The organism is Armatimonadota bacterium, from assembly GCA_037138755.1.
Lineage (GTDB): Bacteria > Armatimonadota > Fimbriimonadia > Fimbriimonadales > Fimbriimonadaceae > Fimbriimonas.
In genome coordinates, this window is record JBAXHT010000001.1 from 1,729,506 (window position 1) to 1,751,189 (window position 21,684).

Annotated in this window: 21 protein-coding genes; 13 read left to right on the forward strand and 8 right to left on the reverse strand. The window is 56.0% G+C overall.

Annotation, left to right across the window (positions count from 1 at the left end):
* The first annotated feature begins 6 nt into the window (after nucleotides 1–6).
* The gene (locus WCK51_08190; GenBank protein ID MEI7576858.1) at nucleotides 7–1,122 is read left to right on the forward strand and encodes an endo-1,4-beta-xylanase; all 1,116 of its coding nucleotides are present in this window, start codon (nucleotides 7–9) and stop codon (nucleotides 1,120–1,122) included.
* Here the strand turns inward: WCK51_08190 and WCK51_08195 are convergent.
* Entirely contained in the window at nucleotides 1,119–1,784 is a 666-nt protein-coding gene (locus tag WCK51_08195) for an XRE family transcriptional regulator (protein ID MEI7576859.1), read from the reverse strand. The genes WCK51_08190 and WCK51_08195 overlap by 4 nt on opposite strands.
* 52 nt (nucleotides 1,785–1,836) lie before the next feature.
* On the opposite strand from WCK51_08195, the gene WCK51_08200 reads away from it, so the two are divergent.
* On the forward strand, nucleotides 1,837–2,790 hold the full coding sequence (locus WCK51_08200; protein ID MEI7576860.1) for a hypothetical protein: 954 nt from the start codon (nucleotides 1,837–1,839) through the stop codon (nucleotides 2,788–2,790).
* Here WCK51_08200 and WCK51_08205 read toward each other — a convergent pair.
* On the reverse strand, nucleotides 2,787–4,820 hold the full coding sequence (locus WCK51_08205; GenBank protein ID MEI7576861.1) for an alpha-galactosidase: 2,034 nt from the start codon (nucleotides 4,818–4,820) through the stop codon (nucleotides 2,787–2,789). The genes WCK51_08200 and WCK51_08205 overlap by 4 nt on opposite strands.
* Nucleotides 4,821–4,879: 59 nt before the next feature.
* Between WCK51_08205 and WCK51_08210 the strand changes: the two genes are divergently transcribed.
* The 6 genes from WCK51_08210 (at nucleotide 4,880) to WCK51_08235 (ending at nucleotide 9,592) form a co-directional block, all read left to right on the forward strand.
* Entirely contained in the window at nucleotides 4,880–5,416 is a 537-nt protein-coding gene (locus WCK51_08210) for an RbsD/FucU domain-containing protein (GenBank protein MEI7576862.1), read from the forward strand.
* Nucleotides 5,416–6,174 (forward strand): nucleotidyltransferase domain-containing protein, encoded by a 759-nt coding sequence (locus WCK51_08215; GenBank protein ID MEI7576863.1) that lies wholly within the window; start codon nucleotides 5,416–5,418, stop codon nucleotides 6,172–6,174. The genes WCK51_08210 and WCK51_08215 overlap by 1 nt, the downstream gene beginning before the upstream one ends.
* A gap of 4 nt (nucleotides 6,175–6,178) precedes the next feature.
* The gene (locus WCK51_08220; protein ID MEI7576864.1) at nucleotides 6,179–6,583 is read left to right on the forward strand and encodes a hypothetical protein; all 405 of its coding nucleotides are present in this window, start codon (nucleotides 6,179–6,181) and stop codon (nucleotides 6,581–6,583) included.
* Nucleotides 6,584–6,700: 117 nt separating this feature from the next.
* The gene (locus WCK51_08225; GenBank protein MEI7576865.1) at nucleotides 6,701–7,423 is read left to right on the forward strand and encodes an SUMF1/EgtB/PvdO family nonheme iron enzyme; all 723 of its coding nucleotides are present in this window, start codon (nucleotides 6,701–6,703) and stop codon (nucleotides 7,421–7,423) included.
* A gap of 19 nt (nucleotides 7,424–7,442) precedes the next feature.
* Nucleotides 7,443–8,687 (forward strand): Gfo/Idh/MocA family oxidoreductase, encoded by a 1,245-nt coding sequence (locus tag WCK51_08230; protein ID MEI7576866.1) that lies wholly within the window; start codon nucleotides 7,443–7,445, stop codon nucleotides 8,685–8,687.
* The gene (locus WCK51_08235; GenBank protein ID MEI7576867.1) at nucleotides 8,687–9,592 is read left to right on the forward strand and encodes a TIM barrel protein; all 906 of its coding nucleotides are present in this window, start codon (nucleotides 8,687–8,689) and stop codon (nucleotides 9,590–9,592) included. Before WCK51_08230 ends, WCK51_08235 begins: the two co-directional genes overlap by 1 nt.
* 202 nt (nucleotides 9,593–9,794) lie before the next feature.
* On the opposite strand, the gene ilvD is transcribed toward WCK51_08235, so the two are convergent.
* Genes ilvD through ilvB form a run of 5 tightly spaced genes read right to left on the reverse strand, consistent with a single transcriptional unit; the run spans nucleotide 9,795 to nucleotide 16,198 of the window.
* Nucleotides 9,795–11,465 (reverse strand): dihydroxy-acid dehydratase, encoded by a 1,671-nt coding sequence (gene ilvD / locus WCK51_08240; GenBank protein ID MEI7576868.1) that lies wholly within the window; start codon nucleotides 11,463–11,465, stop codon nucleotides 9,795–9,797.
* Entirely contained in the window at nucleotides 11,462–12,976 is a 1,515-nt protein-coding gene (ilvA, locus tag WCK51_08245; protein MEI7576869.1) for a threonine ammonia-lyase, biosynthetic, read from the reverse strand. The genes ilvD and ilvA overlap by 4 nt, the downstream gene beginning before the upstream one ends.
* Nucleotides 12,973–13,977, reverse strand: coding sequence for a ketol-acid reductoisomerase (gene ilvC, locus WCK51_08250; GenBank protein ID MEI7576870.1), 1,005 nt, complete (start codon nucleotides 13,975–13,977; stop codon nucleotides 12,973–12,975). Before ilvC ends, ilvA begins: the two co-directional genes overlap by 4 nt.
* Nucleotides 13,978–14,018: 41 nt before the next feature.
* Nucleotides 14,019–14,504, reverse strand: a complete 486-nt coding sequence (gene ilvN / locus WCK51_08255; protein ID MEI7576871.1) for an acetolactate synthase small subunit — start codon at nucleotides 14,502–14,504, stop codon at nucleotides 14,019–14,021.
* A complete protein-coding gene (ilvB, locus tag WCK51_08260) occupies nucleotides 14,501–16,198 on the reverse strand; it encodes a biosynthetic-type acetolactate synthase large subunit (protein MEI7576872.1) in 1,698 nt (565 codons plus the stop codon). Before ilvB ends, ilvN begins: the two co-directional genes overlap by 4 nt.
* Nucleotides 16,199–16,281: 83 nt before the next feature.
* On the opposite strand from ilvB, the gene WCK51_08265 reads away from it, so the two are divergent.
* The 3 genes from WCK51_08265 (at nucleotide 16,282) to WCK51_08275 (ending at nucleotide 19,352) form a co-directional block, all read left to right on the forward strand.
* A complete protein-coding gene (locus WCK51_08265) occupies nucleotides 16,282–16,461 on the forward strand; it encodes a hypothetical protein (protein MEI7576873.1) in 180 nt (59 codons plus the stop codon).
* A 71-nt stretch (nucleotides 16,462–16,532) separates the two neighbouring features.
* On the forward strand, nucleotides 16,533–17,456 hold the full coding sequence (locus WCK51_08270) for a hypothetical protein (GenBank protein MEI7576874.1): 924 nt from the start codon (nucleotides 16,533–16,535) through the stop codon (nucleotides 17,454–17,456).
* 3 nt (nucleotides 17,457–17,459) lie between these two features.
* Complete coding sequence (locus WCK51_08275) at nucleotides 17,460–19,352, forward strand: YjhG/YagF family D-xylonate dehydratase (GenBank protein MEI7576875.1); 1,893 nt, start codon at nucleotides 17,460–17,462, stop codon at nucleotides 19,350–19,352.
* Here WCK51_08275 and WCK51_08280 read toward each other — a convergent pair.
* On the reverse strand, nucleotides 19,349–19,711 hold the full coding sequence (locus WCK51_08280) for a nuclear transport factor 2 family protein (GenBank protein ID MEI7576876.1): 363 nt from the start codon (nucleotides 19,709–19,711) through the stop codon (nucleotides 19,349–19,351). The two genes, WCK51_08275 and WCK51_08280, sit on opposite strands and share 4 nt — an antisense overlap.
* A 100-nt stretch (nucleotides 19,712–19,811) precedes the next feature.
* Between WCK51_08280 and WCK51_08285 the strand changes: the two genes are divergently transcribed.
* Together WCK51_08285 and WCK51_08290 are read left to right on the forward strand one after the other, a co-directional pair.
* Nucleotides 19,812–20,231, forward strand: coding sequence for a GNAT family N-acetyltransferase (locus tag WCK51_08285; GenBank protein ID MEI7576877.1), 420 nt, complete (start codon nucleotides 19,812–19,814; stop codon nucleotides 20,229–20,231).
* 54 nt (nucleotides 20,232–20,285) lie between these two features.
* The gene (locus WCK51_08290) at nucleotides 20,286–21,665 is read left to right on the forward strand and encodes a Gfo/Idh/MocA family oxidoreductase (GenBank protein MEI7576878.1); all 1,380 of its coding nucleotides are present in this window, start codon (nucleotides 20,286–20,288) and stop codon (nucleotides 21,663–21,665) included.
* The last annotated feature ends 19 nt before the right edge of the window (nucleotides 21,666–21,684 follow it).

A 21,684-nucleotide genomic window follows, 5' to 3' on the forward strand; every position in this document is an offset into this window, starting at 1 on the left:
TACTAGATGATGATCGCAGCAATGACATGTGCAGTTCTTGCCGGACAGTCGTCCCAAATCGGATTACGCCGGGACGCCGACCGAATCAATCTGACGCTAAGCGCCGCAATCCAGTCGGATTTGATCAGAGAAAACGCCGACAATGGTTCATATCGAAATGCTCTCGTCAAAAATCTTAACATGATCGGACCCGAGAACGATCTAAAACCGGCCTCCATCTGGAAAGGGATCAACAACTACGACTTCTCAAAGCCCGACTACTTGCTCGGCGCTCCAGGGCAAACCGGATGGGCTCAGGCCAACCGAATGAAGGTTCGCGGGCACGTCCTGCTCTATCCTAACGAGCCTGGATATACGACTCCCCAGTGGCTACTCGACATGGAGTCGCAGCTGACCACCCAACAAGTCAGAGGCCTCCTGCGCGACTACATATATGCCACCGCTGGTCGGTACAAAGGCAAAATCGCGATGTGGGATGTGATCAACGAGGCGATTGCTGACAGCCAAAACTCGCGACCATTTAACTTGAGAGACTCGTTCTGGTATCGCAAACTCGGCTCCCAGTTCATTCTTCTTGCATTCCAATATGCGGCCGAAGCCGACCCGGACGCAAAGCTCTACTACAACGACTATAACCTGGAGCGCGGCGGCTGGAAAGCGGACTCAGCGATCGCTCTTTGCAACTTTGTTCGCCAAAACGGCTTAAGGGTTGACGGGATAGGGCTGCAGTATCACATTTGGATCAACGAGTCCATCGCGCCAAACGATGCTCACTATCAAGTCGTCAACAAGTTTGAGCTGAACAACTATGATTGGCAAATCACCGAATTGGATATCTCGATGCCCGTGGTGCAGTACCCATCGAACAACCCTCTTTTCGGTCTCGTGCCCGTCACTGCATCTGATCTCGTGGTTCAGTCCAAGGTTTACGACAATGTGTTTAAACTCGGTCTGTTCAGTACGCGATGCAAGGGTATCCAAATGTGGGGAATCACCGATCGCCGCAGTTGGATACCGAGTTTCACGAACGGTACTCGCGGAGCGGCGTTGATTCTCGATGCAAACTACGGTCGAAAGGCGGCTTATGCGAGTTTAACCAAGCTGCTGAGACTCCGCCGCTAAGCTCGGGCCCTAACAGAAAGAATTAGCCCGACGATCTCGCCGATGGGCTCATAGGAATGCGGTTCGGTACCCCAAAAGACGAGTGATTCACCCGTTTCGAGGTAGTACGCACGACCAGCGACTGTCACTTGAACGGGACCGGCGAGCGCATAAACTAACTCTTCGCCAGGGTGTGATCGGGCCTCACTCGGGACGTGAACTTCGATAACTGTACTGAGCAGAGTTCCTGCGTCAAGCCGACTCTTCAGGATGACGAGCGGATTTTGTCCTGCACTCACCGCTATTTTTTTGCGATCCTCAGGGGGAACCACCCCATCGCCGCCTCCCATAAACCCTTCGGCATAGCCGTCTAGCAAGTGCCAGCGGTTGTCGGCCAGCGAATGCTTTGCCGCGACATCATCTTCGATCGCTTCTGCAATGCGATCAACGTGGATCTCCAAAGCCGCGCAGACCTTCACCAATGTAATCGCCCGAAAGGGCTGCCCGGCCTCAAGCCTAGTAATCGAGTGAGGAGAGAGATTTGCCCTCGAAGCGAGATCGCGGATTGAGATGCCGTGGGCAATGCGTTCACGGCGAACCCGAGCACCAATCACCTCAGCACTCACGCGCTTCTGGATGTCTCTCACATCGCTCTCAGAATCCAGCAGCCCCTTGGACTTCACAAATTCATTATAGCTAGTTGCATCATTTCTGAAATAATGGTACAGTGCTTATATGGTTACAATCCCGTTTGCTCTTGTTGCGATCAAGTTGCTTGTCGACGACATCACCATTTTCGACGTTCAGAAGAAAGTCGACATCGCGAAGACCGCCAAACCAGAGGAGCAGTCCAAGCTGTACTCCGAAGCGCAGTTGGCTCTTGAGTCGCTCATCAGCGGTGACAAACTCAAGTCAGGTTCTGATTTCCGTACGGCCGCCGCGCTCTTTGAAGTTCCCAATCGGTTCTTCGAAGGCGTACGGGTTCGCTACGAGTTGAACCTCACAGCATTGAGGCTCGACGATGCCGTCGCTCGAAAGTCACTTCCAGCCGTTTGGGATGAGCTCGTCATTAGCCTGGGTCGTAATCAGCGATTTGGGTTCGGTAATGATTCGAAGATCAGTTATCCTGGACTGTATCGCGTCATATCTGCTCCGAAAGGCGTGACTCAGTTTTGGCGAGATGCTGAAGCGTCCGTTCGGCGGGCGAAGTCCTCAAAGGACAGCAAAGAAATCGAAGCAATCATGGCCGCTGACCAGAAGGCGCGAGACCAAGATTGGAGCAAACTCAAACCCAAAGACTTCGAGCTGATCGCCAAGGGCGACGCGCAACGGCTGGCTCAAATCAAAAAGCTCGTCGCTAAAGGGAATCTCACCACCGCCGCCGACTACTTCAACGCCGCCCTGGTCTGCCAGCATGGCGGCGAGTTCGACGACTATGCCCTTGCCCACGAACTCAGCGTCATCAGCATGATTCTCGGAGCCAAATCTGGCTCATGGCTCGCCGCCGCGAGCTACGACCGAATGCTCCTAAACATGGGTCACCGACAAAGATTCGGAACTCAATACTACATGGTCGGTGGAAAGACTCTTCTGTCACCGATCGACGAAACGATGATGAACGAGACGCAACGATTTACTGTTGGACGAAGGAAGCTTTCGGAGATACGAGCAAAGGGGTACGGCGGCTAGTTGATCGGATAGTAGGTCCAGCCTTTGGCGGGTATGTCCAGCTTGATTTGAATGTGCCCGTCGATCACCTTTTGGGACACCGGCTTGCCTTCCCGCTCGCTCACCTTAACAGAAGAACCGCTCGCCGGAACTTTGATGACTTCGCTTAGGCGCTGCCCAGTCGGATTGTAAGCCACTAGCATCGCCTTCGGGGATGAAGCGGGGTTCAAGTGCAAAATGAAGTCCAAGCGACGCCCGTCCGCTCTCCGAAGGTGGATGACGTCTGACTCGAGAATATCTCGATACTTCTTGTACCAGGTCACCATCCGCACAACCAACGCCTTCGTCTCGGGCGAATCATAAAGCCTCATGCCTCGATAGCAAGCCTGGGCTCCAAATCCAAAGTTGTTTGCCAAGTGGAGCTCATAGTCCAACAGGTGATCTTTCAAAGGCTCAATCGTGGCCGCAGCTCCGCCACCGTGGTACTCCACGAGAGGAACAAACATCCATCCCATCGAAGGGTTTTTGTCCCAAGTCCCATCGAAGAGGTTTTGGCGAGCATGGATATGTTGCTGCTCACGGGGAAGCGACCAGTTCGTCTCCCGGTAGCCCATTCCTGTCTTGTTCGACCCCGCCAAGAAGTACAGGTCTGGCACATTCAGAAAAATGCCATTCGAGCGGCACCATCCGTAAAAATCGGTGATTAACTTCCACTGCTTCCACTGCGAGTCCTGGTAGTCGCGATGACCAGGGTGAGTTGTCGAGGCACATGCGTCTCCCGGGTAGTTTCCGTCGTGTTCCAGAACCTCAAATCCGGTCTCTGATATGAACGTTTTGAGGTGTTCGAAATACTGTAAGCCCCACTGAGAGCAGAGACAAGGCGAGTTTCCGAAGATGGTTCCACCTGTCTTTCCCGTTTTGATATTGATGACGTCATTCTCCTCGTCAATCCGGCGACTGGCCAGCAAGGAATAGCCCCCCAATCGCACGCCTTTAGAGGTTGCATATTCGCGGAGGCTCTTGAACTTTTTGATGTTCTCCGGTGAGGTGTCCTCCATGTTTAGCCCGCTGCCAAAGCTGAGAATCGCCACTTCGAAGCCACATTCTGCCGCCTGGTCGATAGCGGATCGAACCTTGGTGTCATCGGTTGAGACGATATGGAGCATGAGGGGATTCTGGTTTGTCCATGGGGCAAAACTGCGGAAGAACCCACGGACGTCCAGGGTTTTCTTCTCTCGCTCATCTGAAGCATGAAGCACCAAATACGATCTGATCGACTTGAAGTTCTGGTTGGGGGTCAGATCAAGGCCCGGTCCTACCGGCGGATGGATGTCCAATACCGCAGGAGTCTTCAGCTCGTAGCTGACCTGGGTGTCATACCGAGGGTCGAGCTCCCAATGAACGGCCGAACCCGCGTCAACCGTGCCTCCACCAAACGCCATGTCCGTCAACGCGGTGAGATTAGGCAGCCGCCAGGCACGAGCGGCTTCTACGTTGCTTTCGCCTTCGACAACGCTCAACCGCTCGCTCGAAATCTTCTCAAGCCGGACGGTCGCAGGTCCCCGGTTCACGACTTCGACCTGCTTCGCAAACACGGGCAGATTGTCGTAAACCTCATACCGAACTGCCGCGGCCAAGAGATCGCTCTTGAAGTAGAGCATCACAGCCTTACCTTTTGGCGGCCACGGAGCTTTCTCTGTGTTTTGATGCGGTACTGGTTTCATCAAAGGAACCTCTTCCAGCCCTACAAAGCGTAGCGATTTTTCATCAGCTTTCAGCTTTTTGAGCCAGGTTGGGTCGAGAAACGCTCGATTCGGCGGAGCCGATGTTCCTCCGAGCAGCACCGCCTTGCCATCGATCTGCAAAACCGCCTCTGGCTCAACCGAGCGAACGAACTCGGTTCCCGTATCCAATCGACGCAGGGAAGTGGTTGTGACGAATCGATCCAAATGGATTCGGCGTTCGACCAGCCCATTGGTGAGCACCAGCTCGGTTGGGGTTCGTTCGATTCGGGCGAGGTTCGACATCACGACAGCAGTGGCGAGAAGCACGGTGCCAGTTTAGCCAACGACACTTGCGAAGGTAGGGACTCTGCGCCTATAGTGTCAGCATGAAGGCTCATTTTCTTCTTCCAATGTTGCTGTTGGCCGCCTCTGCCATCGCTCAAGCCCCTTCGCTCGAGACCATGCTGAAGGCAAAACTTCCCGCACTCGGGCACCGAAATTGGATCGTGGTCGCCGACTCGGCTTACCCGCTCCAAACCGCACTGGGAATCGAAACAATCACGGTTAACATGTCCCAACTTGAGGCCGTTAAAGTGGTCATGTCGGCACTCAATAAGACGAAGCACGTTCGACCGAACATCATGGTGGACAAGGAATTGCAGTTCGTCCCGGAACGAGATGCAAAGGGAATCACAGCTTATCGCAAGTCACTCGATGAGATGCTCAAAGGAAAAGCCGTGTCTCGCGAGATGCATGAGGACATCATCGCCAAGCTCGACGAGGCGGGGAAGACGTTCAAAGTTCTACTGATCAAGACTCCGCACATCCAGCCCTACACATCGGTTTTCTTCCAACTTGAGTGCGGTTACTGGTCAGGCGAAGCTGAGGCGCGAATGCGCGAGGCAATGAAGAGTAGCGGCTGATGCGAGACGAAATTCTGGGTCAACTGGCTCGAATCGAAAGCCAGGAACAGATTCGGGTGCTATTTGCCGTTGAGTCTGGTAGCCGAGCTTGGGGATTTGAAAGTGCGAATTCGGATTGGGATGTGCGATTCGTTTATGCGCGTCAACACGAGGACTACCTGCGGCTCGACGAGTTTCGTGATGTGATCGAGGAGTCTCTTCCGAACGATCTCGATGTTGTTGGTTGGGACCTGAAAAAAGCGCTCAAGCTAATGCACAAATGCAATCCGTCGATCATGGAGTGGCTGACCACAACGGAGTTGTATCGAGAGGATTCTCGGCTTACTTCGCAGCTGAGAGAGCTTGCGAAAGAGTATTTCCAACCTGTCGCGGCTCGACACCACTACTGGAGCATGGCGCAGACTAATCTTGAACGGAACCTGAAAGGTGAAACCGTCTCGCTCAAGAAGTACCTCTACGTGATCCGTCCGATCTTGGCGTGTCGATGGCTGGAAACTCAGCCCGGTTGGCCCGCTGTTCGTTTTGAGGAGTTGGTGGAAAAATGCTTGCATGAGGAAGATGTCCGCGAGGCGATTGATCGACTCATCATGTTCAAGAAATCGGCACCGGAAAGCTTCGCTGGTCCGCGCGATCCGATCCTTCACCCATGGCTGTGGACTGCAATCGAGCGGCTGAGACCACAAAAAGGTGAACGAAAAGAATTCCGAAGTTGGGACAAACTAAACGAATGGTTCCGCCAAGTCCTGTCAGCACAGTGAACGAATGAAACCGACTCCTCCAAGCTCCAACTCTTGTTTTGTAACCGTTTTCAAGTTCGCTTTTGGCTGTGTAACGGTGATCGGTGCGGTTTACTGGTTGATGAACCGCTACATGGCTAGCGGATACGTTGTCAAATGCGGCTCCGACGCGGATGGTATCCGGTGCGGAAAGATGTTTGACAAGCCTTGGGTGCTGACGCACCTCCAGGTCGGAGGTGCCTTTGGTGTGTTGGAGCCTCCTTTAGCCAGAGTCGAATCTGGAAGCATCCGAGTTTCAAATGAGAAGCTCCGCAAGATGAAGTGGTTTTCAGAGACAGGTGAGGAAACGACTGCGCCAACAAGCCTTGAGAATGTGCGAGCGATCTACTACTTCCCCGAACGGAGCGAGCGGAAATCCTCTGAAGAATAGGTTGAAATGTCCTGAACAGCCAGGACGAATACGCCCAATCCGCCTCCGGCTGAGCATAATGAGTAGATCTTCCACGAACCTGAGTAAACCCAGGTTCGTCTAAAATCTGAATCCAAGATGCTCACAACGCTCCTTGCCGCCGCCGCTCTCCAGCAGGACATATTCTCCGAAACCTTCCCTCAAAACGGCGCTAGCTTCAAGATGGTGCGAATCCCCGACGGATTGCACAAAGGCACCCAGATCAAGGACATTTACGCCGCCCAGACAGAGCTGACCTGGGAAGTCTACGAGGTTTGGTTCCTCCAAAAGGATCAGACGATCGAAGAGCAAACCACCGTCCGCCCTGACGCGATTTCGCGCCCAAGTCGCCCTTACGCAGTGATCTTCACCGGCTTCGGTCACCACGAATTTCCGGCAATATGTATCTCCCTGAACTCTGCTCAAGAGTTCTGTAAGTGGCTCTCCAAGAAGACAGGAAAGAACTACCGATTACCCACTCGCACAGAATGGGAGTACCTTGCTGGAGCCAGCCCCGAAAAGCCTGACGAAACAAGCTGGCACTGGGATAACGCCGAAGACACCACCCATAAAATCGCGAACAAGAAGCCAAACGCCTTCGGCCTTTTCGACTGCTTCGGAAACGTCGCCGAGTGGACGCTTGACAAGGAAGAGTACGGCGTTGCCGGAGGCTCTTGGAAAACGAAGCCCGTCGACCTCAAACAAGAATACTGGCAGCCCTCCACTCCGAAATGGAATGAGGCTGATCCACAGACTCCCAAAAGCAAATGGTGGTTGGCAAACGGACAATTTATCGGTTTGCGACTCGTTTGCACAAAGTAGTGGGATAACCTAGCGAGTGATGGATATCACTCGACGCCAAGTGCTCGTCGGCGGAGCTGCCGCAGCACTCAGCAGCACGTCCTTTGCGGGCGGTGTTTTTCAAGATAAACCGACCATTAAGGTGGGACTGATTGGATGTGGAGGTCGTGGCAGCGGTGCGATCCGAGACAATCTCGCCGCGGAGCCGGGGGCTGTTGTATGGGCGGTCGCGGACCTTTTCGGAGATCGGCTAGAGGGTGCGCTGACGGGACTGAAGAACGATTTGAAGGGTCGTTGCCAAGTCGGTGGTCGGTTCTACAGCGGATTTGATGCATACAAGCAGGTGCTGGCCGAGGACGTCGACGTTGTCATTCTGACCACTCCTCCTGCGTTTCGGCACATCCATTTCGCCGCCGCAGTTGCTGCGGGCAAGCACGTCTTCATGGAGAAGCCTGTCGCAGTCGATGGCCCCGGGATCCGGTCGGTGATGGCTTCCGCCGCACTTGCCAAATCTAAGAACCTCAGTGTCGTGGCCGGAACGCAACGAAGGCATGATGTTGCTTACAATGAGTGCATTAAGGCGATCAAAGATGGCGCAATGGGCGACGTTCTGCAGATGAACTGTTACTGGAACCAAGGCGGGCTCTGGCTTAACCCTCGCCAGCCATCGTGGTCCGACGTCGAAACTCAAATTCGAAACTGGCTCTACTACACCTGGGTTGGTGGAGACCACATCGTTGAGCAACACGTACATAACCTAGACGTCTGTAACTGGGTCATGGGAACCCATCCGGTGAAGGCAACTTCGATGGGTGGTCGCCAAACCCGAACGGACGCGGCATACGGACACGTATTCGACCACTTCGCAACCGAGTACGAGTACGCCAACGGCGTCAAAATGATGAGTTACTGCCGCCAAGCCGACGGCTGCGCTTCACGAGTCTCCGAGCAGATCATCGGTTCGAAGGGTCAAAGCAACGCTAATACCAGCATCAAGGGCGAGAAGAACTGGCGCTTTGAGGGTGATCGTCCGAATCCGTATGTCTTGGAGCACGGGCGTCTCTACAAGTCGATCAAGGCAAACGAAGGATTCAACGAAGGCGTCCAAGTTGCCGAGAGCACCCTGACCGCCATCATGGGCCGAATGAGCGCTTACTCAGGCGAAGAGATCACCTGGGAGAAGGCGCTGAACTCGCAGGTTAGCCTGATGCCAAATCCGCTTGGGTTCAATGACCTCCCAGTTCCCCCGGTAGCCGTCCCCGGAACAACTAAAGGCGTGTACTGATGGATCTTTCGAGACGAGAGCTGATGGCGGCGGGAGCCGCCCTCGGCGTGAACAAAATGGATGCAATCACAGAAATCGGCAACTCCCTCCGAGGCGAAAAATTCAAGGCTAAGTACGCCCCCCACTTTGGAATGTTCTCGAACCACGCAAAGTCGGATCTCGACCAGCTGAAGTTTGCTGCCGACGAGGGATTCCATGCCTGGGAAGATAATGGGATGGCGGGCCGTCCAGTTGAGGACCAAGCGAAACTTGCCAAGACAATGAGCGATCTCGGGATCACTATGGGCGTTTTCGTGGTCAACCTCGGAACTGCCTGGAGTGCCACGCTAACGACCGGAAAGGAGGATTCGAGAAAGAAGTTTCTTGACGAATGTCGAGTGGCTGTAGACTGCGCGAAGCGGGTAAACGCCAAATGGATGACCGTCGTGCCTGGAACCATTTCCTACAACATGGAGATGGGATACCAGACAGCCAACGTCATTGAGTCTCTGCGCTACGCAAGCGAGATTTTCGAGCCGCACGGGTTGGTGATGGTGCTCGAAGCCCTCAACTACCGCGACCATCCGAGTCTATTTTTGAATAAGATGGCCCAGGGTTTCGAGATATGTCGAGCCGTCAATTCTCCGAGCTGCAAGCTGCTTATGGACCTCTACCACCAGCAAATCCACGAAGGAAACCTGATTCCCAACATGGACGCCGCTTACTCCGAAATCGGATACTTCCAAATCGGCGACAACCCCGGCCGCAACGAGCCCCTGACCGGAGAAGTGAACTACCAGAACGTCTTCCGCCACATTAAGGCAAAGGGCTTCACCGGTGTTCTGGGAATGGAACACGGCAACAGCCAACGTGGCAAAGAAGGCGAGCGCAAGGTGATCGACGCTTATCGTTGGTGCGATCAGTAGTACGCAGTACCTCTCTGAGATCAGAGGGAGGGTCTGCGAAAAGGGTGCTCCAAAAGCACGCTCTTCGTGGAGGGTGAGCGAAGCGAACCGGGAGAGTTGAAGGCTTAGTAGCTTTTTGAGCTTCTGAGTGAGAAAGCTGGTCGGCAATCAACTCCCTCCCCCCTAACGTGGTACTCCCTCTGATCTCAGAGGGAGACTTGTTTCAATGCGTCACCGCACCACGGCAAGCCGGACCGACCAGCTTCACGTACTTCGCCAAAACCCCGTTCGGATACGGCTCCGGCTGTTTCCAGCCCAAGCGTCGAGTCGCCAACTGCGAATCCGAAACCGCCATCGATAAGACGCCCGCCTCGGCGTCCACCGTCACCAGATCCCCGGTCTGCACCAAGGCAATCGGCCCTCCATCAAAAGCCTCAGGACCAACGTGGCCTACCATCAGTCCCTTCGTCGCTCCGCTAAACCGCCCATCGGTCAACAAGGCAACATCGTTGCCCAGCCCCTGCCCGACAATCGCCGCTGTTACCCCAAGCATCTCCCGCATTCCCGGCCCGCCTTTTGGTCCTTCGTAGCGAATGACCACCACATCACCCGCCAGAATCTCTCGGTTCTGAACGGCACGCATCGCCGCCTCTTCGCCATCAAACACCCGGGCTGGACCGGTGTGGACCAATTTCTTAACGCCGGTCGTCTTAATCACGGCGCCATCTGGTGCCAAGTTCCCGCGAACGATGACTAAGCCGCCCGTTGCCTCGACGGCGTGATCTTTGTCTCGAACGACCTCGCCATCAGGAAGCGCGATGCCTTCTAGGTTTTCTGCCATCGTCTTTCCATTGACGCAAAGGCAATCGCCATGCAAATGCCCCGACTCTAACAGCGCCTTCAGCACCACCGGAACCCCGCCAATCTTGTGCATATCGAGCATCACAAACCGCCCGCCTGGGCGCAGGTCTGCGAGAGTTGGAGTTGCTCGGCTGATCCGGTCGATGTCGTCCAGCGTGATCTCGATCCCTACTTCGTGGGCGATCGCGGGGATATGCAGAGCAATATTCGTCGATCCACCAGTGGCGGCTCCAACCATAATCGCGTTCTCGAACGCCTTTCGGGTAAGGATCTGTCGGGGTAGGATCCCTGCCCGCAAAGACTCCAGAACCTGCAAACCAGTCTTCTCCAAGAACTCGAGCCGCTCCGCAGACTCCGCCGGGGGCGAACTGGAACCAAGCACGGTCATGCCGAGAGCCTCTGCGACGCAAGCCATTGTGTTCGCGGTGTATTGCCCTCCGCAGGCTCCCGCGCCCGGGCAGACCGCGCACTCGACCGAGTGCAGTTCGGCGGCATCAATCTTCCCGGCGGCAAACGATCCCGCCGCCTCGAAAGCGTCTTGGATCGTCACGTCTTTATCCCGATGCCGTCCAGGCATAATCGTTCCTCCGTAGAGAAAGACCGAAGGCACATTGAGCCGAGCCATGACCATCAGCATTCCCGGCAGGCTCTTGTCGCACCCCGCGACGCCAACCAACGCATCGTAGCAGTGCCCGCGCATCATTGCCTCTACCGAGTCGGCGATGATTTCGCGGCTGATGAGCGACATCCGCATTCCATCGTGCCCCATCGCGATTCCGTCGGCGACTGAGATGGTGTTGAACCGCCGCGCCGTGCCGCCGTCGGCGTTGATCGCCTCGGCAACCTTGATCCCCTGGTAGTCAAGGTTCACGTTGCAAGGCGTCGCCTCGCTCCAGACGGTCGCGACACCCACCCAAGGCTGGGCAAGCTCCTTATCCCCTAGGCCCATCGCCCGAAGCATGGCGCGGTTGGCAGTCTTGTCGCTCCCTTCGGAGATGGTTCGAGATTTGTGTTTGACGTCAAATGTGCTCATAAAAAGAACTTGAGGGAGGGTTGGTCGGTGACTTCGGTGTAGGTGTAGCCGAGGTCGGTGAGACGCTTGTTGAACAGGTCTTGGTCTTCGGCGGGAATCTGGATACCGGCGAGGACACGTCCCCGGTCGGTGCCATGGTTTCGGTAGTGGAACAGGCTAATGTTCCAGCCGGAGCCGAGCCCGGTGAGGAACTTGAGGAGCGCGCCGGGGCGCTCAGGGAAGTCGACATGGACAAACCTTTCTTGAAGGTTTTTAGATGTGCGACCACCGACCATGTGCCGGATGTGGGTCTTCGCCAGTTCGTCGTCGGTCAGGTCGATGCTGTCGAATCCGCTGGTGAGCAGATTGTGCGAAATCTGCGCTCGGTCTTTCTGGTCGGTGATTTCGATTCCAACGAAGACGGTGGCCTGCTCGGCGTCTCCGTACCGGTAGTTGAACTCGGTGACGAGTCGATTTCCGATTGCCTCGCAGAGTTGAACGAAGGCACCTGGCCTTTCGGGGATGTGGACGGCAAAGATCGCCTCCCGGCGATCTCCGATTTGGGCGCGTTCGGAGATATGGCGGAGGCGGTCGAAGTTGAGGTTTGCCCCGCTGGCGATTGCGACTAGGTTCAGTTCCGACGCTTGGGTGGTTTTTGCCCACTCCTTGAGCCCTGCGTAGGCAAGGGCTCCGCTGGGCTCCAGAACCGCGCGGCGATCCTCGAAGACTTCTTTGATCGCCGCGCAGATGTCGTCGTTTTCAACGAGGATGACGCCATCAACTAGCTCTTGGCAGATACGGAAATTCTCTTCGCCCACTTGGCGAACGGCGACGCCGTCGGCGAACAAACCGACGGCATCCAAACGAACCCGGTTGCCCGACTCAAGCGAGTGGTACATTGCCGCCGCATCTACCGGCTCGACCCCATAAACCTTGGTGGTCGGGCTCAGTGCTTTGACGGCAAGCGCAACTCCGGCGAGCAGCCCGCCTCCGCCCACCGGAACAAAGACCGCGTCGGGAGTCAAGGGCATATCCTCGATGATCTCCAGCCCGACTGTCCCCTGCCCCGCGATCACGTCGGGGTCGTCGTAGGGGTGGGCGAAGAGGAGGTCGTACTCTTTGGCGTGAGCGAACGCTTCGTCGTAGGTGTCGCCGTGGAGAATCACGTTTGCCCCGAGTCTTCGAATTGCTTCGACCTTCACAGCCGGAGTTGTGACGGGAACCACGATTGTGGCTTCGATCCCCAGCATTCGCGCGCCGAGCGCGACGCCCTGGGCGTGGTTGCCCGCCGAAGCGGCGACAACCCCTTTTGCCAAGAGAGCCGGGTCGGCTTTGGCGAGGAAGTTGTACGCTCCGCGGAGTTTGAACGAGAATACCGGCTGCAGGTCTTCTCGTTTGAGCCACACCCGGTTCCCGAGCCGTTGACTCAGAACCGTGGCGAACTCGGTGGCGGTTCGCTTGGCGACGTTGTAAACCGCCGTGCTGCGTATCCTCGGCAGATACGCTTCCAGATCGGGGGAAAGGGCGATCATGGGGCGACTTTGGCTTTGATGAATGGCATCATTGCGCGAAGTTCGGCACCGACTTTCTCGATCTGGTGGCTTCGGTTTTCGGCGCGAATACGGTTCATTTCGGGTAGCCCAGCCTCGTTTTCGGCGATCCATCGCTTGGCGAAGGTGCCGTCCTGGATGTCCTTGAGGAGCCCCTTCATCGCGGCGCGAGATTCGGCGTTGATGACCTTGCTTCCGGCGACGTAGTCGCCCCATTCGGCGGTTTCGGAGACGGAGAATCTCATGTAGTTGAGGCCGCCTTCGTACAACAGGTCAACGATCAGCTTGGTCTCATGCAGGCACTCGAAGTAGGCGGCCTCCGGCTGGTAGCCGGCTTCGACGAGTGTCTCAAAGCCTGCCTTGATCAACTCCGAAAGGCCGCCGCAGAGGACGGCTTGCTCGCCGAAGAGGTCGGTTTCGGTTTCTTCCTTGAATGTGGTTTCGAGGATTCCGGCTTGGGCACCGCCAATTCCCCAGGCGTAGCTGAGTGCCTTCTGTTTTGCAGTTCCGGAGGGGTCTTGGTGGATCGCGATGAGGCAGGGCATTCCGGCTCCGCCGACATATTCGGCGCGGAGCCGGTGTCCAGGACCTTTAGGAGCGATCATCGCGACATCGACGTTCGCGGGAACCTCGATGAGGTTGAAGTGGATATTGAGTCCATGAGCGAATAGCAGGAGCTGGCCATCGCGGAGGTGCGGCTCAACGCCGGTTTTGTAGATGTTCGCCATCGGAACATCGGGGACACAGAACATAAGGACATCTGCCCACTGGGTGGCGTCGGCGACGGTCTTGACGGGCAGGCCAGCTTCTTCCGCCTTCGCCCAGCTCTTGCTGCCTTCGTAGAGAGCGGTGCAGACCTCGACTCCCGAGTCCTTGAGGTTAAGAGCGTGGGCATGGCCCTGCGAGCCGTAGCCGATGATGGCGACTTTGAGCGACTTAATCAGCTCGGGGTTGACGTCTTTGGTGTAGTAAATGGTTGCCATGGTTTGGTAGGGGTTGGGAGTGTGGAGTTGGGAGTTGCTTGTTAGTTGCGCACCCTGATCGCGACGAGGCCGCTCCTGACGAGTTGCTTGATCCCAAATGGGGCAAGTAGCGTATTGATGTGGTCGATCCGAGTTGGTTCGGCTGAGACTTGGAGGGTGATGGTTTCGGGCTCCATGTGAACAACTTCGCATCGCATCGCGTCGGCGATGTCGAGCACTTGCCGCCGATTTTCGGGCGTCGCCGAGACCTCGAAGAAGGCGAGCTCGCGCTGAACCGAGGCCGCCTGCGGCAAATCCTCAACTTCGACAACATCGACCAACTTGTCAAGCTGTCGAACGCATTGACGAAGCAAGTTGTTATCGCCCTCGACGACCATCGTCACTCGGCTAAAGCCTTCCTGTTCGCAATCGCCGGCGTTCAGGCTCGAAAGCGAGAACATGCGGCGGCGGAAGAGGGAAGCCAAGCGGTTTAGGGTTCCTGACTCGTTGTGGACGAGGGCGGTGATGGTGTGTAGTGTTGTGCTCATGCGTGCACCTCTTGCTTCTTGGGGAGATCAGGGTCGCTGATCACGTCGTCGTTTGCCGCTCCGGCGGGAACCATTGGGAACACGTTTTCTTCCATCTCAACGATGAACTCGCAGAGGACGGGCCCCTTCGCTTTTCGAGCTTGCTCGAACGTTTCAGCTAGGTCGGCTCGGGACGAACATCGGAAGAATGTCACGCCATAGGCGTCGGCAAGTTTGCCAAAGTCGGGTGAGCCCATTGCGACGTGGCTGTAGCGGTTCTCATAAAACAGCTCCTGCCACTGGCGAACCATGCCGAGGAAGCCGTTGTTGATGAGGCAAATCTTGACGTCAAGCTGATTCTCAACCGCAGTTTGCAACTCCTGCAGAGTCATCTGGAATCCACCGTCGCCGACGACCGCCCAAACTTCTGCACCGGGGTTAGCAAATGCCGCGCCCATCGCCGCCGGAAAGCCGAAGCCCATGGTTCCGAGTCCGCCGGATGATAGCCACTGGTAGGGGCGCTTGAACAGGTACTGCTGAGCGGTCCACATCTGGTGCTGACCAACATCGGTGCTGACGAAGGCCTCACTTCCCGTTGATCGGTTCAGTTCATCCAGCACGTGGCGGGCGAGGAACTTGGGAGACTCGGGGACGACGATTGGGTTGGCGTCCTGGATCACGCGAATCTTCTTCCACCATTCGGGGTTCGTCTTTGGAGCAACAGACTTGACGAATTCGGGAAGCGACTCGGCGAGATCGCCGGGGATCACGACTTCGGTTTCTACGATCTTGGAGAACTCGGAAGTGTCAATGTCGAAATGAATGATCTTCGCGGCGGGCGCAAATCCCGCGACCTTGCCGGTGAGACGGTCATCCCATCGCATCCCAATTCCGATGACGAGGTCGGCGTCTTGGACGGCAAGAGTTCCCGTGACTTCGCCGTGCATTCCCATCATTCCGAGCGAGCGTGGGTCTTGGCGCGGGATGTTTCCTAGCCCGAGCAGAGTCGAAATGACAGGGAGATCACATTTTTCCACAAGCTCTTGGAGGGCGTCGCAGGTGTTTGACCAAATGACTCCCGCACCGGCGATGACGATCGGCTGCTTCGCTTCGGCGAGTAGTTTCGCCGCTCGCTCAAAGCTGGTTGGGTTGATCGGCGCCGAGGGGATGTAGCCGCGCCGTACAATGGTATCTGGGAACGGGTTCTCCGTCTTGGCGATGAACACATCTTTGGGAATGTCGACCAGAACGGGTCCCTTTCGACCTGTGTTGGCAAGGTAGAACGCCTCTTCCAGAATGTAAGGCAAATCGGCAACATTTTTGACTAAGTAGTTGTGCTTGGTAATCGGGATGGTGATGCCCTGGATATCGGTCTCTTGGAACGCATCGGTTCCAATCGCCCAGCTATTCACGTTACCGGTGAGGCAGACCATTGGAATGCTGTCCATCATCGCGGTCGCGATTCCGGTGACGAGGTTGGTGGCTCCTGGCCCACTGGTGGCGAGGCAGACGCCGACCTTGCCGGTCGCCCGGGCGTAACCATCGGCCATGTGGGCGGCGCACTGCTCGTGCCGCACCAGGATATGCCGGATCTCCGGCCAGTTCAGAATTTCGTCATAAAGAGGTAGCACCACTCCGCCGGGGTAGCCAAAGAAGGTGCCTATCCCGTGTCGGCTCAGGGCCTCCATCACTATTTTTGCTCCAGATCGATTCATCTTGCATAGTCTCCCGTAGCCCATCATCGGGCTCGTTTTCGCGACAACTGCGTCACTCGACTTTGACAAGACTCATCTTCGAGATGTCAAAAAAAATCGGTCTTCCCGTTTGGGAAGACCGATTCGTGTTGCTGTTGGTCTTCCCAGGTTTAAGGCGTAATAATAAGCCCAATAAGGAGGACGCTAAGAATCCCAAGAAGCGAAAGACCAAGCGAATTGATCGCGTTGAAAACTCCCTTCAAAGACTTGCCGTTCAGCATTGAGGTTGATTATAGCGGAGTTATCCACATTTTGCTAGGGTGCCAGTAAATTTGTTCGGGTGTAATGATTTGAGATGGCGATTTCGTTTGCGCACACGGCTGAGGGAATGATTGTGAGACGCCCAGAAGGGATGTTTTTCGTTGCTGATACCGACGGTCAGCTTGCGCCCTTTGCCCGTCAGCAACTCCGGGCTGAAGAGTTCTTTGAGGTTTGTCGCTCCGCAGCCGAGCCTTTCAATTTTTCAGACGACACTTTGCTGCTTCCAAACATCTTTCCGGGGATCACACCGGTGCTCGGGGCCGGAGTTACCTTTGCCAACTCACTCAGGGAACGACGACTTGAGACACTTCGGATGGGCTCGCTTGACTCAGTTAGCGATGACGGGAGGGCTACTCCTTACGATGTTGTTTACGATACAAACAATCCACCCGAAGTATTTTTTAAAGCGACGGCTGATGGACACATCGCGCCAGACAACGAAATCTGGATCCGGCCAGACGGTGCTCCGGGCGGAGGCATGGGGTCAAGCGTTCCAGAGCCGGAGAGAGTTCTATTGATCAACCGTTACGGGGAGATAATTGCTCACACCGTGGGTTCGGATACTACCGCAAGGCAACTAGAAAGCTTGAGCCCCCTTTACCTCCCAGCTGCCAAGACTTATCCGGGGTGCACAACCCTATGTCATTGGTTCACGATCTATGATCCTGGACTTGAAGTAAGGATTTCGATGGAAGTATTACGGGATGGAGTGCAATTGTACTACGATGAATACTCGAGCGCCACGATGAAGCGCACGCCAGAAAGTCTCGTGCGACACGCCAGAACCCTTGCACCTAATGGCCTTGGCTACTTCCTTCAAGGCTTCGCGCTCTTCACCGGAACCGGTATCATTCCCCCCGTCGAATTCTCCCTCCAAGCCGGAGATAAAGTGATCATCGACAGCCCACAACTCGGCCGAATCGACGCGACAACAAAAATCGTCGAGTTCAACTTCTAAGCCATGAGTGAACACCTTTTCCGAACGTCGAACCTCGACTTCCCCCTCAAAAGCCCAGGCCCTGACGGTTCGCTCGATTACACACCGGATGATCTACTCAACCGGCCGAGTGGCGATCTTTTTGGCATCTCGCAAAACGCCGGAATGAGCGGAAAGGGTAGCGGAGCGACCGACCCAAACATGGTCATTCTGAGCACCCTTGGCGGTTGGCCGGGAGCGGCTCTGGGTGCGCATACTGGACACAACGAACTCTACAAGCTCGTCGAAACCGCCGCTCAAGAATTCAAGAACTTGGGACAGCTCCCTTTCGCCCTTTACACCAGCGACACTTGCGACGGGCGAACTCAAGGCACCATCTGGGCAAACATCAGCCTTGCATCACGCAATATCATCTACAAGTCGCTGGCCACTCAGTTGAGAGGAATTCCTTGTGCCGAGGGCGTACTTGGAATCGCAACGTGCGATAAAGGACTCCCGGCGATGACGATGCTCATCGCTTCACTTCGCCAGTTTCCGGGCAACCTACCCGGCATCATCGTCCCCGGTGGAGTCACCCTTCCGCCCGAAGAAGGCGAAGATGCAGGAACCATCCAATCCCTCGGGGCCCGGTTTGCCAAAGGTCTGGTGAACCTGGACCAAGCCCAAGATCTGGGCTGCAAAGCCTGCGCGACTCCCGGCGGCGGTTGCCAATTTTTTGGAACGGCGGCGACCGCGCAGTGTGTCGCCGAGGCAATGGGACTGGCATTGCCCCACTCCGCTCTTGCGCCAAGCGGGTTTGACATCTGGACTGACCTAGCTCGCGATTCGGCTAGTGCTATCGTCCAGCTACGTGATCGAGGGATTGGCGTGAAGGACATTCTCACCGAGGCGTCGATTCGGAACGCGATGGTGATTCACGCAGCGATGGGCGGCTCAACGAATCTGCTGCTGCACATCCCGGCAATTGCCCACGCCGCCGGGCTGCGGCGCCCGACTCGAGAAGATTTTCTGGAGATCAACCTCAAGGCTCCGCGGATTGTGGACTGCCTCCCAACCGGGGTACACCCCACCGTTCGAGTCTTTATGGCGGGTGGTGTCCCGGAAGTGATGCTCCATCTCGCCGAACTTGGGCTCCTCGACCTAGAGGCAAAAACAGTCACCGGCCACACACTGGGCGAGAACCTAGAGGCATGGCGCAATTCAGAGCGACGCCGGATCTTGCGCGAAAGACTTCAACAAGAAGACGGTGTGGAGCCCGACGATGTGATTCTTCCGGCTGCTAAAGCCAAACAATTGGGATTCACCTCCACGGTTGCGTATCCGACGGGAAACATCGCCCCCGAGGGCAGCGTTGTCAAGGCAACTTCAATCCATCCCCGACTCCTCGATGTGAACGGCGTCTATCACAAGGTCGCCCCTTGCCGGACCTTCACCAATGAGGCCAGTGCGATTCAAGCCGTGAAGGACGGCACGATCCAACCTGGAGAGGTCGTCATCATCATGTGCCGAGGCCCCCTCGGCGCGGGGATGCCAGAAACCTATGAGGTCACCGCCGCTCTCAAAGGCGTCCCCGAACTCTCTGACTGCGCCCTCATCACCGATGCCCGCTTCTCCGGCGTTACGACTGGCCCATGCTTCGGCCACGTTTCTCCCGAAGCACTGGTCCCCGGATCACCGCTCGGGAAACTTCAGGACGGAGACATGATCGAAATCAAGCTCGACACAAAGACGATGATCGGCTCCATCGATGCTCTCATCGATTTAGAATCTCGCGCGACTCGGACCGACTTGGAGCGCGACCCGTATCTTCCGGACTACATCCAGCAATGGGCTCTAGTTCAACACTTTAGCGGCGGCGTTTGGGGTGGCTGCGTCGAGGATATACGGGCCCTGACTTTGCTTCTCGACAGAAGCTAGTCGGCAACGACGTCCATTGAGAGAATCAGATCGCCTGCGAATTGGAAAGTGTGTTTCACTTGGGCATCTGCAAGCACGTCTCCCTCAAGGCTTTTGACCACCTGGTGGACTGTGACGACCACAGCGCCGTCAGGCGAAAATGCAAACTCCACGGGCTCGACTTTGGGATCGATTTCGGACCATTGCTCAGTCCAATAGGCTCGAACTTCTTCACGTCCGGTCACATGGCCGCCCTTGAAAGCACGAGGCCAGGAAATATCGGATGCCATTATGGCCAGGGCTGCGTCGATGTTCCGCGCATTGAAAGCAATATAAGCACGTCGAAGGAGGTCGAATTTGAGTTCGATTGTGTCTTGCATTTTAGGGATTCCTCGACAGGTCTGCTAGCATCACACTGCTCTCAGCAAGTCTTGATCTTCCTTTACGCCACGTTGGTTAACCATGCGTCAAACTAACTCAGTGACATCTGGAAACTCTGAAAACATCGAGATCAGGCGAATCGGAGACGGTGAAATCGAAGTAGTAAGAGCACTGCTCCTTGCGAATGGTTGGGGTGCCCGACTGCGGGATGCTGATAGATTTCGAGAGGTGATCCATCGATCGCACTTCGCATTGGTGGCGGTCAGTGATTCCAAAGTCGTTGGCTTCATCAGAGCGATCAGCGATGGGTGGTACAACGCCTACATCTCCATGGTCGTCGTCCATCCCGAGTATCGCCGCCAGGGCATCGCCACAGCCTTGATGAACCACATGATGGCCGACGGCGAAGAAATGACTTGGGTGCTGAGAGCGGGCAGGGACGGAGTCAGTGGGTTTTATGAAGGTCTCGGATTCTCCAATTCAGAAGTCGCGATGGAGCGCACGCGAAAGAGTAACTAATCCCTCCTCCAAGATGCGGTATCGTTCAGTTGAACCGCATCGAGGCAATCAACTATGGATTTCGAGAACCCAAAACTTCCTTCGCGCCGCACCTTGCTCAAAGCATCTGGAACCCTTGCCGCAGGCTCACTATTGCCTTCGCTAGGATTCGGAAATGTTCACATGAGCAACGACGAAACGATCCAGGTCGCACTGGTTGGATGTGGCGGACGCGGCGGCGGGGCGGCGGCAAACGCAATGTCGGTTCCCGGGCAGACCCTCAAGCTGGTGGCAGTTGCTGACGTATTCGCAGACCGCATGAACGATTGCGTCGGGAATCTTGAAAAAGGATTCAAAGCGAAAATGGATCTGCCAAAGGATCGGCAGTTCCTCGGTTTTGATGCTTACAAAGAAGCGATGGACTGCCTCAAGCCAGGCGACATCGTCATTCTGACCACACCTCCCGCGTTCCGTTGGGTTCACTTCCAGTACGCAATTTCGAAGAAGCTCAATATCTTCATGGAGAAGCCGGTGAGCACCGACGGACCTTCGGCTCGCAAGATGCTGGCGTTGGCAGAAGAAGCTGAGAAAGCTGGGCTTAAGATCGGGGTCGGCCTCATGTCGCGCCACTCGGTCGGACTTCAGCAACTGCACGAGAAGGTGACGAACGGCGATCTCGGAGAAATTCTTCTTCTGCGCGGCTACCGGATGCACGGCCCTGCCGCCTCGTTCGAGTCGACGCCGAAGCCAGACGGCATGACTCACTTGGAGTATCAGATCCGGCGATTCCACAGCTTTCTCTGGGCCTCAGGTGGATGCTTTAGCGATTTCTACATCCACCACGTCGATCATCTTTCTTGGATGAAGAATGCCTGGCCAGTGAGCGCGCAGGGAATGGGTGGGCGCCACTACCGAACAAACTCCGATGGAGTTCCTTTGATTGATCAGAACTTTGATTCGTACTCAGTTGAATACACCTTTGAAGACGGAACCAAGTTCATCTTCGATGGTCGCTGTGTCGAGGGTGCCCACGGAGTGTTCTCAAGCTACATTCATGGCACCAAGGGCTCGGCAATCGCAGCGCGGAGCGGAGACTGCAATGGGCCGTCGGCGACTTTTGCCAACCAAACGATGACTGGCACCCCAACTTGGATCGCGACCGACAAGAGCAACCCGTATCAGAACGAGTGGAACACGCTGGTGAAGAATATCCGTGCGAATACGGCCTACAACGAAGTCAAGCGTGGCGTTCATGCAAGCCTTGCGACGGCGATGGGCCGCATGGCGGCACACACCGCCCAAGTAGTGACCTTCGACCAAATGCTGAACTGCGAGCACGAGTTTGCGCCTGGAGTGGATAAGCTGACGTACCAATCCGATTCGCCACTGATGCCCGGAGCGAACGGAAAGTATCCGGTGCCTCAGCCGGGTCGATTGGTTGATCGGGAATATTAAGGTATCCCCGGCGTCTCGC

What these genes read in the sequence shown, in the direction of transcription:
- WCK51_08190 (MEI7576858.1), top strand. Translation starts at nt 7, where the DNA reads ATGATGATCGCAGCAATGACATGTGCAGTTCTTGCCGGACAGTCGTCC.
- WCK51_08200 (MEI7576860.1), top strand. Translation starts at nt 1,837, where the DNA reads ATGGTTACAATCCCGTTTGCTCTTGTTGCGATCAAGTTGCTTGTCGAC.
- WCK51_08210 (MEI7576862.1), top strand. Translation starts at nt 4,880, where the DNA reads ATGAAGGCTCATTTTCTTCTTCCAATGTTGCTGTTGGCCGCCTCTGCC.
- WCK51_08215 (MEI7576863.1), top strand. Translation starts at nt 5,416, where the DNA reads ATGCGAGACGAAATTCTGGGTCAACTGGCTCGAATCGAAAGCCAGGAA.
- WCK51_08220 (MEI7576864.1), top strand. Translation starts at nt 6,179, where the DNA reads ATGAAACCGACTCCTCCAAGCTCCAACTCTTGTTTTGTAACCGTTTTC.
- WCK51_08225 (MEI7576865.1), top strand. Translation starts at nt 6,701, where the DNA reads ATGCTCACAACGCTCCTTGCCGCCGCCGCTCTCCAGCAGGACATATTC.
- WCK51_08230 (MEI7576866.1), top strand. Translation starts at nt 7,443, where the DNA reads ATGGATATCACTCGACGCCAAGTGCTCGTCGGCGGAGCTGCCGCAGCA.
- WCK51_08235 (MEI7576867.1), top strand. Translation starts at nt 8,687, where the DNA reads ATGGATCTTTCGAGACGAGAGCTGATGGCGGCGGGAGCCGCCCTCGGC.
- ilvD (MEI7576868.1), bottom strand. Translation starts at nt 11,465, where the DNA reads ATGAGCACATTTGACGTCAAACACAAATCTCGAACCATCTCCGAAGGG.
- ilvA (MEI7576869.1), bottom strand. Translation starts at nt 12,976, where the DNA reads ATGATCGCCCTTTCCCCCGATCTGGAAGCGTATCTGCCGAGGATACGC.
- ilvC (MEI7576870.1), bottom strand. Translation starts at nt 13,977, where the DNA reads ATGGCAACCATTTACTACACCAAAGACGTCAACCCCGAGCTGATTAAG.
- ilvN (MEI7576871.1), bottom strand. Translation starts at nt 14,504, where the DNA reads ATGAGCACAACACTACACACCATCACCGCCCTCGTCCACAACGAGTCA.
- ilvB (MEI7576872.1), bottom strand. Translation starts at nt 16,198, where the DNA reads ATGAATCGATCTGGAGCAAAAATAGTGATGGAGGCCCTGAGCCGACAC.
- WCK51_08265 (MEI7576873.1), top strand. Translation starts at nt 16,282, where the DNA reads ATGTCAAAAAAAATCGGTCTTCCCGTTTGGGAAGACCGATTCGTGTTG.
- WCK51_08270 (MEI7576874.1), top strand. Translation starts at nt 16,533, where the DNA reads ATGGCGATTTCGTTTGCGCACACGGCTGAGGGAATGATTGTGAGACGC.
- WCK51_08275 (MEI7576875.1), top strand. Translation starts at nt 17,460, where the DNA reads ATGAGTGAACACCTTTTCCGAACGTCGAACCTCGACTTCCCCCTCAAA.
- WCK51_08280 (MEI7576876.1), bottom strand. Translation starts at nt 19,711, where the DNA reads ATGCAAGACACAATCGAACTCAAATTCGACCTCCTTCGACGTGCTTAT.
- WCK51_08290 (MEI7576878.1), top strand. Translation starts at nt 20,286, where the DNA reads ATGGATTTCGAGAACCCAAAACTTCCTTCGCGCCGCACCTTGCTCAAA.